The 17,288-nt window shown below is 38.4% G+C and carries 16 protein-coding genes; 7 read left to right on the top strand and 9 right to left on the bottom strand.

Translation table 11 applies throughout. The features are described 5' to 3' along the window. The first annotated feature begins 21 nt into the window (after nt 1–21). Nucleotides 22–1,377, top strand: a complete 1,356-nt coding sequence (locus tag BQ5321_RS13565) for a glutamine synthetase family protein (RefSeq protein WP_071394985.1) — start codon at nt 22–24, stop codon at nt 1,375–1,377. Between the two features lie 94 nt (nt 1,378–1,471). On the opposite strand, the gene BQ5321_RS13560 is transcribed toward BQ5321_RS13565, so the two are convergent. The 5 genes from BQ5321_RS13560 to BQ5321_RS13540 form a co-directional block, all read right to left on the bottom strand. Continuing rightward, nucleotides 1,472–2,713: a saccharopine dehydrogenase family protein gene (locus BQ5321_RS13560; RefSeq protein WP_071394984.1), complete on the bottom strand. Its 1,242-nt coding sequence runs from the start codon at nt 2,711–2,713 to the stop codon at nt 1,472–1,474. Between the two features lie 688 nt (nt 2,714–3,401). Beyond that, complete coding sequence (locus BQ5321_RS13555; RefSeq protein WP_234978407.1) at nt 3,402–4,514, bottom strand: ABC transporter permease; 1,113 nt, start codon at nt 4,512–4,514, stop codon at nt 3,402–3,404. A gap of 6 nt (nt 4,515–4,520) precedes the next feature. Beyond that, on the bottom strand, nt 4,521–5,450 hold the full coding sequence (locus BQ5321_RS13550; protein WP_071394983.1) for an ABC transporter ATP-binding protein: 930 nt from the start codon (nt 5,448–5,450) through the stop codon (nt 4,521–4,523). Nucleotides 5,451–5,613: 163 nt separating this feature from the next. Next, the gene (gene trhA, locus BQ5321_RS13545; RefSeq protein WP_071394982.1) at nt 5,614–6,252 is read right to left on the bottom strand and encodes a PAQR family membrane homeostasis protein TrhA; all 639 of its coding nucleotides are present in this window, start codon (nt 6,250–6,252) and stop codon (nt 5,614–5,616) included. Between the two features lie 211 nt (nt 6,253–6,463). Continuing rightward, nucleotides 6,464–6,940, bottom strand: a complete 477-nt coding sequence (locus BQ5321_RS13540) for a hypothetical protein (RefSeq protein WP_071394981.1) — start codon at nt 6,938–6,940, stop codon at nt 6,464–6,466. Nucleotides 6,941–7,346: 406 nt separating this feature from the next. Here BQ5321_RS13540 and BQ5321_RS13535 point away from each other — a divergent pair, with 406 nt between their 5' ends. Beyond that, nucleotides 7,347–7,793, top strand: a complete 447-nt coding sequence (locus tag BQ5321_RS13535; protein WP_071394980.1) for an OsmC family protein — start codon at nt 7,347–7,349, stop codon at nt 7,791–7,793. Nucleotides 7,794–7,913: 120 nt separating this feature from the next. Here the strand turns inward: BQ5321_RS13535 and BQ5321_RS13530 are convergent, their stop codons facing one another. After that, complete coding sequence (locus BQ5321_RS13530) at nt 7,914–8,258, bottom strand: hypothetical protein (protein ID WP_071394979.1); 345 nt, start codon at nt 8,256–8,258, stop codon at nt 7,914–7,916. Nucleotides 8,259–8,818: 560 nt separating this feature from the next. Here BQ5321_RS13530 and BQ5321_RS13525 point away from each other — a divergent pair. After that, the gene (locus BQ5321_RS13525; RefSeq protein ID WP_071394978.1) at nt 8,819–9,349 is read left to right on the top strand and encodes a CBO0543 family protein; all 531 of its coding nucleotides are present in this window, start codon (nt 8,819–8,821) and stop codon (nt 9,347–9,349) included. A 211-nt stretch (nt 9,350–9,560) separates the two neighbouring features. On the opposite strand, the gene BQ5321_RS13520 is transcribed toward BQ5321_RS13525, so the two are convergent. Next, nucleotides 9,561–12,968 (bottom strand): SCO7613 C-terminal domain-containing membrane protein, encoded by a 3,408-nt coding sequence (locus BQ5321_RS13520; RefSeq protein WP_071394977.1) that lies wholly within the window; start codon nt 12,966–12,968, stop codon nt 9,561–9,563. A gap of 240 nt (nt 12,969–13,208) precedes the next feature. On the opposite strand from BQ5321_RS13520, the gene BQ5321_RS13515 reads away from it, so the two are divergent. After that, entirely contained in the window at nt 13,209–13,793 is a 585-nt protein-coding gene (locus BQ5321_RS13515) for an NAD(P)H-dependent oxidoreductase (protein WP_071394976.1), read from the top strand. Between the two features lie 68 nt (nt 13,794–13,861). On the opposite strand, the gene BQ5321_RS13510 is transcribed toward BQ5321_RS13515, so the two are convergent. Then, nucleotides 13,862–14,059, bottom strand: a complete 198-nt coding sequence (locus BQ5321_RS13510) for an aspartyl-phosphate phosphatase Spo0E family protein (RefSeq protein WP_071394975.1) — start codon at nt 14,057–14,059, stop codon at nt 13,862–13,864. A gap of 242 nt (nt 14,060–14,301) precedes the next feature. Here BQ5321_RS13510 and BQ5321_RS13505 point away from each other — a divergent pair, with 242 nt between their 5' ends. Then, nucleotides 14,302–14,970 (top strand): NAD-dependent epimerase/dehydratase family protein, encoded by a 669-nt coding sequence (locus BQ5321_RS13505; RefSeq protein WP_071394974.1) that lies wholly within the window; start codon nt 14,302–14,304, stop codon nt 14,968–14,970. A gap of 12 nt (nt 14,971–14,982) precedes the next feature. Here the strand turns inward: BQ5321_RS13505 and BQ5321_RS13500 are convergent, their stop codons facing one another. After that, on the bottom strand, nt 14,983–15,231 hold the full coding sequence (locus BQ5321_RS13500) for a hypothetical protein (RefSeq protein WP_071396916.1): 249 nt from the start codon (nt 15,229–15,231) through the stop codon (nt 14,983–14,985). 637 nt (nt 15,232–15,868) lie between these two features. Between BQ5321_RS13500 and BQ5321_RS13495 the strand changes: the two genes are divergently transcribed. After that, the gene (locus BQ5321_RS13495) at nt 15,869–16,669 is read left to right on the top strand and encodes an NUDIX domain-containing protein (RefSeq protein ID WP_071394973.1); all 801 of its coding nucleotides are present in this window, start codon (nt 15,869–15,871) and stop codon (nt 16,667–16,669) included. 70 nt (nt 16,670–16,739) lie between these two features. Then, a complete protein-coding gene (locus BQ5321_RS13490; RefSeq protein ID WP_071394972.1) occupies nt 16,740–17,288 on the top strand; it encodes a cysteine hydrolase family protein in 549 nt (182 codons plus the stop codon).

Genomic DNA, 17,288 nt, shown 5'->3' with positions numbered 1-17,288 from the left:
GAATGCGAGGGGAAATGTAACATGACTGATATGCTAATCACTAATGAAACGAGTCTACTAAACAAAATTAAAGAGACGATCAAAGAAAATAGTGTTGAACTTTTACATTTACAGTTTGTTGATATTGAAGGGATTTTAAAGCATATAACAGTAACAGCTGAGCAATTAGAGGACGTCGTGGAAGGGAAAATCATGTTTGATGGGTCATCCATTAAGGGCTTTTCTCCAATCAACCGATCAGATTTGTACCTAAAGCCAGATTTAAATACCTTTGCTGTCCTCCCGTGGTCAGTGGAGAATTGTTATTCGGAGGCACGATTCTTATGTTCGGTTACTACTCCAGATGGAACTCTTTTTGATGGTGATACGAGAAACGTCCTAAAGAAAACGATGGAACGAGCTGCCGAAAAAGGCTTTACTATCTCTGTTGGACCTGAGCTGGAATTCTTTTTATTTAAAACAGATGATAATGGGTTCCCAACTCAAGAGATTAGTGATAAGGGAGGCTATTTCGAGCCATCACCACAGGATTTGGGTGAACGTGTACGATTAGAAATCTATCGTGCTCTAAAAGCAATGGGTTTCAGCATTGAAGCTTCACATCATGAAGTGGCAGAAGGTCAGCATGAGATTAACTTTAAATATGGTGATGCCCTGAACGCAGCAGATCTAGCAACAACATACAAATGGGTAGTAAAAACGGTTGCAAAAAGATTTGGGTTGCATGCAACCTTCATGCCGAAGCCGGTATTTGGAATTAATGGGTCTGGAATGCATGTGAATATGTCCTTCTTTAAGGGAGATGAAAATGCCTTTACGGATTCCTCCGATAAGCTGGAATTATCGGAGACAGCCTACCAATTTATTGCAGGGGTTCTTGAAAACGTAAAAAGTTTTGTCGCAGTATCCAACCCGCTTGTGAACTCGTACAAGCGTCTTGTACCCGGCTACGAAGCGCCTTGCTATCTTGCTTGGTCTGCATCGAATCGTTCGGCACTGATTCGGATTCCAGCCAAAAGAGGGCTTGCTACTCGTGTCGAATTACGCTGTCCTGACCCATCAGCAAACCCTTATTTAGCTTTTGCTGTCATAGCTTCAGCGGGATTGGATGGAATCGAAAAGGACCTAAAGGCACCAGCTCCAATCGATGAGGATATTTTCCATATGGCTGAGGAGAGAAGGGAAATACTTGGAATTGACAATCTGCCTGGCTCATTAAAGGAAGCCTTAACAGAAATGGAAGCAAGTGAATTTGCTTATCATACATTAGGCGACCATGTATATAATGAATATGTATCGATGAAAAAGGCAGAGTGGGATAGCTATCGAACCGCCGTTCATACTTGGGAAATCGAAAACTATCATTCAAAATTCTAAAAGAGAAGGGCATTCAAATGGGCCGGTATTATGCTGACCATTTGAATGCCCTCTTTCATGATGAAATATAGGTGAGACACCTATTTTTCAGCTTTTATTTACCTATGAGCACAGTCTCATTTTCTTTTACTGGCTCTTCGTCTACCATCACAGGGTTGAAGTCTTCCTTCCATGGCAATCCCCATTTGTTAAGAGCTTCCATGAATGGATCTGGATCGAATTCCTCAATATTGAATACACCCGGCTTGTTCCACTTACCAGTTAACATCATCATGGCACCAATCATGGCTGGAACGCCTGTTGTGTAAGAAACAGCTTGTGAGCCGACTTCGCGGTAGCATTCTTCATGGTCACAAACATTGTATACATAATAAGTTTTTTCAACACCGTCTTTTTTCCCTTTGAAGATACAGCCGATATTCGTTTTCCCCTTTGTACGAGGTCCTAGTGTTGCTGGATCTGGTAATACTGCCTTCAAGAATTGTAATGGAATAATTTGCTTTCCTTCAAATTCTATTGGCTCAATAGAAGTCATGCCGACATTTTCAAGCGCCTTTAAGTGTGTAAGATAGCTCTGGCCAAATGTCATGAAGAAACGGATACGCTTAAGTCCTGGAACGTTTTTCGCAAGAGATTCAAGCTCCTCGTGGTATAGCAGATACATATCCTTTTCGCCGACTTCATCAAAGTTGTATACACGTTTGATTTCCATCGGTTTTGTTTCAATCCATTCGCCATTCTCCCAATATCGTCCATTTGCAGATACTTCACGGATATTGATTTCAGGATTGAAGTTAGTTGCAAATGGATAGCCATGGTCACCACCATTACAGTCAAGAATATCAATCGTTTCAATTTCATCGAAATAATGCTTAAGTGCATAAGCAGAGAAGACACCTGTCACACCAGGGTCAAAGCCGCTACCTAAAAGAGCTGTAATGCCTGCTTCTTCGAAACGCTCTTTGTATTCCCATTGCCATTTGTATTCAAATTTCGCTGTGTCCTCAGGCTCATAGTTTGCTGTATCTAAATAGTTTGTTTTCGTGGCAAGGCAGGCATCCATGATGGTTAAATCTTGGTAAGGAAGAGCCAGGTTCATGACGATGTCCGGCTTAACTTCTTCAATTAAGGCAATCAACTCGTCAACATTGTCCGCATCCACCTGTGCGGTCGTAATTTTCGTTTTGCCGCCGTCTAATTTTTCCTTTAATGCATCACATTTTGATTTTGTTCGGCTGGCAATACAGATTTCTTCAAATACCTCACTGTTTTGAACGCATTTGTGAATAGCTACGGAGGCTACTCCGCCACAACCAATAATAAGTGCTTTTCCCATTTTCCTGTCTCCTAACATAATAGATTTGAAGTAAGTGCAGAGGAAGATTGAATACACGTAGTACGTACAGTAGTTTCAAACGCCTCTTCGGTCGATCCCGTTAGCTAACAAAAAAAGCAAGTAAAAAACGCCACATCGCGCATTCTACTTGCTTTGGATAATATTCATATTAAAAAGTATGTATAGCTATGATATTCCATCATAAGCATACGTCCACAAGATAGCCTAAGGCTATTTACGCGGAAAGCCCTTTAATATTTGAATAAATCTTCATAGGATCAGAGTCTATATAGCAAATAATTACTTTTACCACTCTTATTGACCGTTTCACAAGTTGATGTGCAGATGCACTGGTTATAAAGTTACCAACTTATAAAATTTGAGCTTTTAACTCAATCAATAAGGCAACCAAAGTTGCCAATCGGCATTTGACCCGGCACACCGTTGCCTTAACATTCCCTGAGGGAAGTGGTCAAAATTATCTGCTTGGAAAGATCCCAATATATTCAAATAGCAGCTTTCCAAATCACGTTTTTTATAATAACAAGCAATTTAAAAAATAGCAATAGAAAATCTACGAGTATTTTCAAAAAAATTTCTTATATCTATTGAATAATCAAATACTTGGTAAGTAAATAACGTAAGACATCATCCATTGCTTCGATGATGTCTTACGTGAGGTCCAAGATTATCTTGTCGCGACAATTGATTTTCTTTTGTAAAACCAGGAGCCCAATAGAAAGGTCATCATACCCCATACTACTAAAATCCCAATTCCGACCCATAGTGTACTAGAGAAAATACTGGTTGAATAAACCATGCTGTCTCTTAAGCCCTCAACAAAGTAAGTGAGTGGAAGGACGTTTGAAATCGGCTGAATCCAGCTTGGAATGGATTCAATCGGGATAAATATGCCGCTCAAAAACATCATCAGGAAGCTGACAATATTGGCGATTCCCATATAGGCTTCGGTTGTCTTACTAAACGAGGAAAAAAAGTAACCAAGTGCATTAAAGGACAAGGCGCCCAATAAGAAGACAACCAGGAGACTGGGAAAGTTAATGTACAGCTTCGCACCAAACACAAATACTCCTATAAGTGATAATAAAATCACCTGTACGATGCTGAATAACAAACGCATCACCATATCGCTGAAGCCAAAGATATTCATGTTGGCTGGTGTCATACGAAGCCTTTTGATTAAACCCTTCCGGTTCATGTCAACTAAATCAACCATGCCGAACATACCGGCCTGGGCGATTGACAGGGCAATCATTCCTGTGAGCAGAAAATCGGTGTAATTCAACTCCTGTTCACTGGATGTGATCGATTCAAACTGCAGCTCGAAGGTAGGAGGGGCTCCGGCGGCAGATAAATTTGCCCTTTGAACAAAATCATTTAGCATTCCTGAAAGAGCCTGGGCGGTTACACCTTGTTCATCCTCTTTATTAACAACTAGAAGGATGGACGTAGCTTCAGGTGATGGAGGTAAGACAATGGCAGCATCCACCTCCTGGTCTTTAACCAGTTTTTCCGCTTCATTTAGGTTGATGGGTTGATGATTGGCAAGCTCCAGCACTGGAATTTGTTCAATCTGATTTAACAGCGTATCTGAAGTGGGATTCGGATTTTCATCCACAATGACTACTTTAGCTGAAAAATCATTATCAGAGCTGCCGCCAAAAATAGTCATAAAAATAACCATGAGGATAACAGGGAAGAAGATTCCCCAAAACCAGGCTTGCTTTTCTCTTAAGGTTAGCTTTAATTGCGCTAAGAACATTTGCTTAAATTGCTTCATCTTAAGCTAATCCCTCCATTCCTTTCCAGTAAACGCAATAAAGACATCCTCTAAGCTCATATCTCGAATGGAGACCTGCTCGACCTGGTAATCCTTTTCCTTTGTGAAACCAAAAAGGGTATATAAAGTATCCTCAGGGTGTGTGGTCCAGAGTGTTAACGATGCTTTTTCCACTTCACTGCGAATCACAGATTCAAGGTTTGTTGTAAAGTGATGGGCTTCTTTAGCTGCTTCAGGGCCATCAAGAAACGTTAAGTGTACCTCTCGATCCTTTGTAAGCTGTTCAATGAGAGAGGCAGGGGTATCTACGGTTACAATTTTTCCTTGATCAATGATGCACACCCTATCACTTAATTGCTCAGCTTCCTCCATATAATGAGTCGTTAATATCGTTGTTTTGCCGAGCTCCTTGAGCTGTAGGATAATATCCCAAATATTACGGCGTGCTTGAGGGTCTAGTCCTGTCGTTGGTTCATCTAGGAAAATAATGTCAGGATCACTAATCATCGCAAGTCCAATGGCCAATCGCTGCCGTTGACCTCCGGAAAGCTTTTTAACCTGCTGCCGACGATGTTCGTTTAGATTAATCAATTCAAGAATTTCATGGGTTGACCGTGCATGGTCGTAAAAGGTAGCAAAGAGGTTGAGGTTTTCTTCTGGTGTCAATAGATCAAACATGGCACTCGATTGAGGCTGGACACCAATCATTTTTTTAATCCTATGACCATGCTGATTCCAGTTTAAGTCTCCAAAATAGATCTCACCTTCATCAGGAGAAACCAATCCTTCAATCATTTCAAGTGATGTTGTTTTTCCAGCTCCATTTGGTCCGATGATGGTAAAGATTTCGCCGGCTTTCACAGAAAAGCTAACATCCTCGACAGCACGAACCGACCCAAATGTCTTTTTAAGATTTTTCACTTCTAAAATCGTCATTCATTCTCCTCACCTTCCTGACATCTGTTGCATAGCTTATATGTTATAGTATTCGAAAATTTCGAAAATAACCCAAGTTACATGAATTGGATGTACGAATTAGTTAATAGAGAACAAAAAAGGCGACACACAATGACTAGAAGCACTGTGTGTCGCCTTATAGTTATGGAAGTAAATAAAGCACGGAAAAGAAATGAAGGACTGTACCAGCAAGAACAAAGACATGCCACACTGCGTGGTGGTGCTTAAAAAGCTTCCACATATAGAAAACGGCTCCGACAGTATAGCATAAGCCACCAATAATTAAGAGACTTAAGCTGGTTGGGTGCAAATTAGCTGCTAAATCCTGCCACACAAATACGATTAACCAGCCCATGAACACATATAGCAGGGTAGAGGTAAACAGAAATTTTTTGACGAAAAATGACTTAAAAATGGTCCCGCCGATAGCCAGTCCCCAGACGATTCCAAATAATGTCCAGCCAACCCAACCATCAACAGCCAGAAAAAGGAAAGGTGTATAGGTTCCAGCAATAAAGAAATAGATCGACGTATGGTCCATAATTTCGAAAAAGTCCTTAGCTCGTCCTGGACGGAGAGCATGCAGGAGTGTTGACGATGTATAGAGGAGTACCATGGTGACTCCAAATATTGTAAAGCTTGTGATATGCCAGGCATTCCCGTATAGGGAGGCAAAAACAATTAATAGGACTAGTGCTGCTATACTGAGAATCACACCAATCCCATGGGTGATTGAATTGGATATTTCTTCTTCCTTTGAAAAGACATGAGTATTTGCCATTCAGTGTAACCTCCTTATTCGCTACCATTTACAGAATTGCAGAAAAGTAAAATCTATATTTGAATTTGTTGATTTCTTTAATCCTATAGAGAGACTTTATTATATTCCTTTCTATGCTGATTTGGTAGTGACGTTTGTAATGTATGGGAGGAGTACTGATGATGGTAAAAGGAAAAGGTACTGCTGGTGAATGTAGCAGTACCTTTTCCTTTTATAATAATAAATTATTTAATAAGATTGATTTCTCACCTTCAAATACTACATTTCCATCAGCCTGAACCCACGCTTGAATGATTCCCAGCTTATCAAGACCTTTGCTGATTTTTCCAACACGTTCTCTAATTCTTGGAATATCAGGATTTGCTAAAATGTAGAAGATGGTATTGGAGAAATTAAATTGCTGCTGAAATCTCATAATTTGCTCTAGCTGTTCAGATAAGTGGAGTCCTATTTGACAATTATCGAAAACTTGATTCGTACCGGTTTGAGTCACTGCTTGATTTCCACGCGATTCAATTAAAAATTTACAAGATTTATATTCGGCAATCAGATCGACATCAGTTCCATTCTTTGCAAACTTAACAGTACATCCCTTCTTCTCGAAAAATGCTGCAATTGCTTGATTTACCTGAATCTGTGTCATGATAATTGGATCCGAACCTTTCATAGTTGAACGTGGTATTGACATTGTTTTCAAGCCCCTTTTAAAATGGTTTATACTATATATATTTGCTATTGTAAGCAACTATTCCTTCAAACTATACGACTTTTCTGATAATTCTGCATTAAAATTTTTCCGTTAAGTTGTATATAGATGGAGAAAGTGGGCGAAACAAGTCCTATTTGTCTGACGAAAGGTGAATCATTACTCTAACTAACCTCAGAGATTTAGTATGGTAGAATAATGAAGCCGTGTGTGATGCATTCATTCCATTCCTCAGCGCGATATTTGGCATTGGCGAATCCAGCAGGCATAAAAAGACTCCTGAACTTCTTTGTTTGAAGTTTCACAATTTATCTATGTGAATCCTTTTTTGCAAGCGTTACGATAGGGGTAGTTATGTGATCATCACTAAATCAAGGAGATGTATACAATGGCCAAAACAATATTGAATGCTTCAGCACATCTTCAGGAAGGCTTGAAGGTAAAAATTCAAGCCAGAGGGTTTGAGGTGACAATTGATGAACCAATTGAAAGCGGTGGAACTAATACAGCAATGAACCCGCCGGAGCTCTTGCTTGGTGTGCTTGGAGCCTGCCAATCTATTGTGGCTCGTACGTTCGCGAAAAGATTCAATATTCAGCTTGACGATTTTTGGGTTGAGGTAATTGGTGAGCTTGATGAAGACCGATTAAAGGATTTACCCGGGGTCCGCCCAGGTTATAGTAACATTCGTTATAACATCCATATCAAAAGTGATAGTCCTAAAGAAAAAATAGAGGAATTTGTAGCGTTTATCGAAAAGCATTGTCCTGTTGGTGATTCCTTAGCTAATCCAGTACATCTCAGCCTCAATGAGATAATGATTGAAAAAGACTAAAATAATAAACGGAAAAAGCGCTTCCGGTACCAAGAAGCGCTTTTCCGTTTATTAGTGCAGCAAGCGAACGCTGCCAATATTTTATTTAAAATGAAATTATTAAATTGTCATTATCCTGAATCATGCTGCAATGATTTTGTTTACCACCCCTTTCCTTTGTTCTCTATCTATATGATCACCCGGACCAATAAATCGTAATGCGGCAGGGGAACAGAGCACCACTTTTCTTTTCACGTCCTCCATTTGTATTCGGATCCATCCTGTCAGTTTAGTGCCTTCCTGAGAGATATAGATGCTTTGTAAAGCGAGTTTTTTGAACGCTCGCACTTCTTTTTCCCTTGCTTTCAGCATGGTTAGAATTTTCATTGGAATCATAACTTTCCGGACTGGATTTCCGTTTCCTTCTCCTTTTTTAACGGTGGCTGGAACAGGAATCCTTCGTCGACGCAGAATTAGAAATATCATTCTTTCATCACTACCTTTCCGAAAAGATTTCAGGGGATTCTATTTCCCATGCTTAATAATTCAACATTTCCTCACGTAGTCCTTTTCTTTTTAAGCTCTTTTCTCTCGGCAATATCCCTTGAATCTTGCTTTATCTCTAGGTTTAGTGATAAAAATAGTGAATATCTATTATCAAATGGAAGAGGATATTGAAGGATGCTGTTGAAAGGATTAGGAAAGGTAATAAATCAACCAGGTCCTTTAACTGAGCCTAAAAAAGCTGATTTGTTGGTTCAATCCTAATGTATAAAAAGGACTAATTTTCACCAATTTGGATAATCGTTCATAAACTGAAAAACTAAGACGATTCTTGGCTGAGAAACGTTTTTTCTAATTAAGTATTATTTTTTTCTAAGTCTTTATAAGTGTTATTTACAAATAATGTTACATTGTCATGCAAACGCAATCAACAATGATACAAAAGTATGGTAGTAGGATTTCAATCATTGCAATATAATATTTAGTATAAGATATCAAAATATTTTAAAATTTCAGCTATGTTTCAATTAGGAGAGTTCTTTATGGCAAATGCAATCTATGCTTCCGTTTGGTTTTTTATTTTATGGAAATGGGGAGATTGGAAGAATTGGGAAAAATATTATCCAACTCTCCTTTTTTTTCTCATAGGGGATTTTATTTATCTTTATTTATTGTCTGATCATTATCCAATGTGGAGATACAACCCTTCTGAAGGTGATGCGAAACATGGGTTGACCAATACGCATATCTCGTTATCCGTCATGCTCATCAAATATCCTGCAACCATTTTCATTTATTTATCAAAATTCCCTGAACGGAACATAATAAAGCAGATTCTATTTATTATGTTTTGGGTATTACTCTATTCCATAAATGAATTAATAGATTTATCCTTTCATTTAATAAAATACTACAATGGCTGGAGCTTCAAATGGTCTGTCATATTTAATGCGGTAATGTTTGTCTGCATATATATTCATTATCGAAAGCCGTTAATAGCTTGGCCTATTGCCATTATCTTTATCTTATTTTTATGGTTTACCTTTGATGTTCCGTTATCAGTGTTCCGCTAAAAATGTTTTTTTGTAAAATCTTGTCTTGATATTTACAGGAAAACACGTTTATGAAATGTAATTGTTATGATTATTAAAATAGCTAATATCTTATAGTAATATTTCTTCTATATAATAAGAGACAGATGGTTGGTAAGCCATTGAGATATTCCTAAAGCTAAAAATAGATAAGATCAACCAGATTCCTTTTCTGGTTGATCTTTTTTTGTGTTTAATCCCAATTCTTAAACATCCTAATGATTTGCTCCTTTTTCCTTTGGATAAAGGATTTAGTGCTGCTGTCTTTTTTCTGCTTTTGCAGTTCGTAGGAGCTGGCGAAGCCGATTAAGGTTAGTCCCGCAATGATGAGATAGCCCCACCAAGGGAAGCTACCCCAAAATGGTCTCGTTTGCAGTAAAACATTCAAGAGTAATACACTGATGCCGACAAAAAAGTAGGCTTTAATACGGAATTGCATTCCGCTTAAAATAGAAGCAAGAGACAATACCCCGATAATAATCGCATCATAAATCGTATTGCTGTACAATGCGTCTGTTACCAGAATCACTGTTACAATCAGCAGCACGGCGAATTGGATGATTCTCATCACTCTTTGATAATCCTTCCACGTATGCCTGCTCAAAAATATCGTTAACACGATAAACGGCAGAGTATACAGCTCGGTTTCAATGTATTGATTGATTTCAAATTCTACCAATGTAACATAATATGGTAATAAAACAGAAACCGCCGTGATGGTTCTGACAATCATTTGTTCGACTCTTGAGGCAAGACGATGAATGAGACTATAGAAAAAATATACGACTAATAGGGAAGGAACTAGCTTGAGCCATAAGGGTTCACCGCTATGAATCACGAAAAATAACATCAAGATATAAATACCTGAAATGATTGTATACCAGTCAAATGATATCGGCTTTAAGGCATACAGTACTTTAAAGGCATGACGTCCAAACAAATGAAGCGCTAAATACACTACCATAACAATAGCCATCTGGAGCCATTGATCAAAAAACGCTAGGATAACGAATATGTAAACCGTTGTGATGAGTAATGGAATAATCGTAAATAGCTGCCAGGCTCTGCGATGCAGTAAATATAAAATGACCGCCGAATATAAAACAACAAGAGCTAAATTCAGTAGATTTCGTCCATCCGCAATCGGAATAAACAAGAATAGACCAAGACAGGCTTGTGGCACCAAGTACCAATCGATTCGTTTTTTCCATATTTCATTTCCGAGCAGCCAGATGATCAATAGAATTCCTGATACGAGTAGAAGTAAATGCTCATCCTTGAACACCTGCTCCAGCTGATAAAAGCTGATCGATACATATAGAATGAAGGGGAGGACAGTGAAGCCAAGATACAGAAATAATCTCACTTCCCATTCCTTTTTACGGTTTAATGTACTGTATAGATATGGTGCTAACCCGATTAAGAGGATAGCAGGCTGTAATTGGGCAAAGAATACATAAAAGATGGCAACGAGCAGGACTGGTCCTAAAAAAGCATGTGCAGTCCAGAAGAAATACGGTTTTAATTCATTTACCCTTCTGCCAACCCATTCATAAACCGCAAGTAGGACCCCTGGTATCAATAAGAAATGGATGACCGCTAACGTGTTGTAATGCTCAAGCTGAAATACTCTAGCAAGCGACGCTAAGAAAACAATCGTCGTCACGCTGACGAGCGTCCATAAGCCTTGAAGTTTGACTTTATAGACAAGCAGTACATAGATGACAATTCCGACTCCGTAAATGGACGAAGTCATCATTGGATGCTCGAAGCCTTCAAGAAGGGTTGACAGCACACCTAATGTATAGACTGTTACTGCAGTTAAGAAAGTACACAAATCTACTAGCTGATGATTTTTCGACCTCCACACATAACTAATGGCCAATAACAGCAGTCCACCCAACGCTAAATGACCAATGATTTCTACCTGGTAGCGGTAAAAGGCAAACTGTCCGTCTAAGTAGTCAAAGAGACAAATCCACGAGCATGCCCAGCTAACGGAATAGACCCAGGTGGAAACCTTTATCCATTTCTCATTCTCTGGATATCTATAGGTCCAGAGCGCAATAAGACCAAGAGCAAAAAAGAGAATCGAAGCATGGTTTAACTCACCGTTCCCAACAGCGGTTAGGACCATCAACATCATGGTCGCAAGCGAAACGATAAAACTGCTAGTTTTTATTGGGATTAGAAAAGTAAAGCTGTTTTTTACATAAAAAACAAAAAATACAATCGCTGCGTAGGCAAATAAATAGAGATCAACGTAGCTACCCTCAATCCCCTTAAATACAATAAAATAGCTTTGCAGACCTGCTGTAATCAGGAAAAACGGGGCTAAGTATCGGAAAATCTTAGCTTTTGCGATATTGGACAAATAGATATAATTAATCGCAATAATGAGATAGGCTGCAAACAGCACAACGGAATCCTCATCGGAGTGCAATAAGAGTCCTTGGATACTGATAAAAATAAACGCAAAAAAGGAAATAATACCACTGGTGATTTGAAAGATTTTTTTCAAACCAGCCTCTTGATCCGTGAATTTTTCCACCAACAAATATAGAATTCCAATCAAGGCAAAGCCGATATATTGAATAGATTGCAGAAAGGAATTTTCAATAAGCTGATACATTCCATAGACAAAGAGCCCAGTGAAAATATAATGGTAATGCTTTGTTTTATTCACATAAACCATCGAAATATATAACGTAGCTGTTATTAATATATTAAAACTGTAAAAAGTCGCATTTTCATAGAAAAATAACATCAGTAACGTACTGACAATTAAATTTAATTGTGAGTATAGAGGCAATTCCCTGATAAATAATTCAAAACGCTGATGATTTTTCCCTTTATAATAGCCGAATAATAAAAGTGCATTGTAGAGCATGATTCCGAAATAAAAAAAGTCCCGTGGTAAATAGGTCATTCCCAGTAAAAAGCCAACGCCAATTGTTGCGGTCAGATAGGAAAACCAAACAAATAGCCGGTGCTTATATTTCGCTGCGATATAGGAATAAAGTGATAAGCAAAACATACTGCCGATAAAACCCAATACATATTTGCCAGAGCCGTAAAAAGAGAGCCAGCTTCCTAAAAGTTCAAAAAACCCAATTGAAATAATGGTAATGGGAAGAAATAAACTTCCTAAAGTCATAAAGGCAAATGCCGTTTTGTGTATATGTAAATATTTATCGGCAACATAGCTGCTGACAAAAAATACGCCCGAAACCATTGATACAAGGATTACTTTAAACAGATTGTTCAAGGAACTCCATTTGCTGGTACCAAATACTAATCCGCCGATAAAAAGGAGGATAACTCCGAGTATTAAAGCCCAGGTAATATTTCTTTCTCTTATTTGTTCCGGAGTTGAAGCTGTTTTCGTTTTAACAGGTTTAGGTTTTTCTTTTCCGATGTCCCGTTTTTTAAAGGCGGCTGCCTCCATTATTTGCTGTTGTTCATCAAGGTCTTGTACATATTGATTGTAGGCATTGTTCATTTTTTGAAAATCTAATTCATCAATATAATCATGAACCTTTAACTGGCGTAATTCATCTCTGAATACCTGCCTTCGGGAATAGGGAACCCTTTTATTCATCCTAGTCGCCTCCTTTGTCTAAAATTAACACAGTCTTTCCCATAATAGCCTATTTGTTTGAAATATTCTCTACAAGTTCATTATAACAATGAAAAAGGATTAAACACTCCAAATCTTATTTCGACACCGGAAAAAAGGAATGCAATGATTTGTGATCGTTCGACCATGTAAGATGTTTATTCCTCTCATACTTGATTACACTGTTTAACAGCAAGTCATATTATGGGAGGTTTGTTATATATGAAGCATCTGATTATTTATGCACACCCAAACCATGAAAGCTTGAATCATGCCATATTAGACAAAACTGCGATTGTATTAGAGAAGCTTGGGCATGACTATGTGATTCGTGATTTGTATATGATGGAATTTCAGCCTGTTCTTACACTTAATGACATGACAGCCATAAGAGCAGGTACAATGCCGAAGGATATTCAACAAGAGCAGGAATATATTAGAGAAGCTGAAGTCTTAACCTTTATCTATCCAATCTGGTGGACAGGTCTTCCAGCTATAGTGAAGGGGTATGTAGATCGTGTGTTTGCCGAGGGCTTTGCATATGGAATAGGTGAAAAAGGCCATATTCCGCTGTTAACAGAAAAAAAAGGGTTGATTATTAATACTCAAGGTCATCCTAACGATGTTTACGATGCGATGGGTATGACAGAAGGGATGAAGGCTACCTCTGATATCGGAATATTAGATTTTGTCGGCATCGAACCAATGGAGCATTTATTCTTCGGAAGCATTGGAACACTTAGTGAAGACGAGAATAAAGGCATATTAAAGAAAGTAGAGGCTACCCTCTTAAGTCTTTTTTCTTGAAATCAATCAAAACCCTTTATCAACCCAATCGGTGGCTATGGTTTGACCACCTTTATCAGCCTGTCTACTTATGAAACGATTTTTCTTAAGGAAGCAGGGGTTAGGTTCTCTTGCTTCCTATAAAATGAGTTGATCATATCATCGAGCTCTTGACTGCATTTGACAGTTTCAAGGTCTGTTAAGCCTTTCTTCATTCCTATTTCGATAAGATTCTTTCTTTTTATATTAATCATTTCTAGTAGCTCGTCATGAATAGATTCCAACATGATCAATCACTCCTCGTTTATTGGTTTAACACTATTATTACCTTGTGTATGGTTCTATTTTCCTGTATTTTGCTTCAATATGTAATCACCACCCATTCTCATCTTTATCGCTGAGATACTAGTACTGTATTCCTATTGTCTTAAGCGTAAATGCTTTTAGTAGTATGCTTGCATGAAACATAGTTGTTTCTACGAAGCAAATCCAGTAGACTATAGTAGCGAAATGAGAAAGAGGGATTTGATTGAAGCAGAAAAAAACTGCATTAATTGCAGGTGCTAGTGGGTTAATTGGCAATGAATTGCTCCATTATTTATTAGAGGGAGCTGAATATGATCGGGTTACAGCCATTGTAAGAGTTCCATTAAACATAACACATCCTAAGCTAGAGGAAAAAATTATATCCTTTGATGAAATGGATCACGATAAAGAGCTTTTTGCTGTCGATGACGTGTTTTGCTGTTTAGGTACGACCATCAAGAAAGCGAAAACGAAGGAGGCTATGTACAAGATTGACGTAGAATATCCCGTCCAGATGGCGCAGCTGGCAAGTGAAAAAGGAGCGAAAAAATTTCTCATCGTCAGTTCGCTGAATGCGAATCCTCACTCATCGATTTGGTATCCAAAAATGAAAGGACAGCTTGAAGAAAAAATAAACCAGATTCCATTTCAAAGTATCGCGATTATGCAGCCATCATTACTATTAGGTGATAGAGACGAATTTCGATTAGGTGAGAAGGCAGGAGAGATCTTCTTTACCTTTTTTGCATGCTTATTTATTGGGCCGTTGAAAAAATACAAAGCGATTCAGGGCAGAACGGTTTCATTAGCGATGTACAGGATTGCGCAAATGAATAAAACAGGAATCCATATTTATCCATCGGAGCAAATCGAACAGGCTGCATCAAATTAGAGGTTCTTGAGTTTATTCCAACACTAACAGGTATTGAACCAAATTTGGCGGAATAAACGTCATGTCAATAATTTTATAGCCGATACTTAAGTGCTGGGACAGGGTTTCAGCACAATTTTTTTTGATTGGCTCTGTTGGGGCATAATAACTGGTTTGAACATTCCATACATTGTGAGGATTCAATTGGCATTGAACAACCATCACATGTCTGCCGGTCCAGGCCTGACCAATCATCGATTGATTCCGATACCAAGAAATCATATTTTCACATCCTTTAACTTCATTCAGCAAATGCTTTTTGTACCGAAAGCTTGCGACAGGCACAGAAGTCCTCCACTTCTACAAGTGGGGGATGTGGGCAAATGGTTCTTCGTTTCAGTGGGGGTTCAAACCCCGGCTGAATGAAGTTAAGCCTCCGGCGAGTCTTGCAATTTTTTAAAGGTAGTTTACCCGAGCGAGCTCAGGTAATCCGGACGCAAATTCAACGGGCGAATTTGATCATAATTCCTGGATTATTTTATGATTACTTCGATGATTCGGTTCTTTAAGAAACTATTCAATCATTGGCAAGCTTCCCTTATTCGTAATTCAATATTTCTATCTAATTTTACAATGTGCTAATTACACAATAAAATAACAAATCACCTCGCCCATATTAAATTAAATATCAGTATATAACCCACGTACAATTCAATTACATACTAGAAAATAACCAATCATACAAGAAGGGTAAGAGGTCCATCAACATAGATAGTCGAAGATTGCATATACTACAAAAAGTAAGTGGACTTCTTTTATAATTTTAGGTAAAAAATCGTTGCATTTTCATTATCGTTACCATATATTAAAAATAACAATTAACAAATTGTTAATTAATAACTGAAAAGCAGGTGATATATTGTCTAGTTTTCAGTCAAATGAAGAGGCTATTGAGCATTATGACTCGAGTAAATATAGAACACCTGACGGTTATACTTCGGATATAGCAGTATTTACGATTATTTCAGAGGAGGTAGCAGCCTATAAGCCACCAAGAAAAACATTAAAGCTTATGCTGATTAAACGGACTACAACGAATAGTGAAGGCCATCCGAATATTGAGGGCGGGAAATGGGCGCTACCAGGTGGGTTTATCCAACCGGAGGAATCAGCTTTTGAAGCGGCCGTCCGTGAGCTCGAAGAAGAGACAGGGGTGAATGGAGTTAAAATAAAGCATTTTGGGATTTATGATAAGTTAGGCAGAGACCGGCGCGGCTGGATTATCTCCAATGCCCATTATGCGATTGTTCCGGAGACTTTCGTGGAAAAAAGAAAGGCTGCCGATGATGCCTCAGAGGTTGAATTATTTGATATGCATGAACTCGGGAAGCTTGAGCTTGCCTTTGACCATGCGCAAATTATTGATGATGCCCTTTGGTTTATCAAGAAAGACATGTCTTTAACAACATTGGCTAAGAATTTTTTACCTAAGGAATTTGTTCTTTCAGAGCTGCAGGGAGTCTTATTGACGGTACTGGATGAACCTTGGATTAAGTTAGACTCTCAGTTTTTTCGAAAGGCACCATCTCTCCCATTTATTGAAAAAGTTATGGTGAACGGAGAACCGAAAAAGACAAATAAATGGTCAAAGGGTAATGCACAGCTTTATACCTTTAATGATTATGAGCCGTTTGTTTCTATTTATAGTGCAAAATATTGATAAAAAAATTTTTTTGAAGAATTTGATTAACGTTTAGTTAATTGTTAGCCAATAGAAGGGAGATAGAACAATGAAAAAAGCGTTACTTTCAATTGATTATACCGTGGATTTCGTAGCTGAAGATGGGGCATTGACCTGCAGCAAACCAGGCCAGGATATAGAGGACTCCATTACAGCTATTACAAGGGAATTTATCGAAGAACAGCATTTTGTTGTATTTGCCATTGACTCACACCGAAAAGGAGATCAGTATCACCCTGAAACGAATCTGTTTCCTCCACATAATATCATCGGAACTCCGGGACGTGACTTATTTGGCTCACTGAAATTTCTTTACGAGAAGCATCAGCATGAGGAACATGTTTATTGGATGGATAAAACCCGTTACTCCGCCTTTGCTGGAACCGATTTAGAGCAAAAGCTGAGAGAGCGGGGGATTACTGAGCTTCATTTAACAGGCGTCTGCACCGATATCTGTATACTGCATACAGCTGTTGATGCCTATAATAAAGGTTTTCAACTTGTCATTCACAAAAATGCCGTAGCAAGCTTTAATCCGCTTGGTCATGACTGGGCGTTACAGCATTTTACCTCTTCGATGGGGGCAAAAGTAGTTTAA

Origin of the sequence: Bacillus tuaregi (assembly GCF_900104575.1) — a bacterium.
In the GTDB taxonomy this organism is placed as follows: domain Bacteria; phylum Bacillota; class Bacilli; order Bacillales; family Cytobacillaceae; genus Bacillus_BD; species Bacillus_BD tuaregi.
This window is presented reverse-complemented; position numbering and strand designations above follow the sequence as displayed.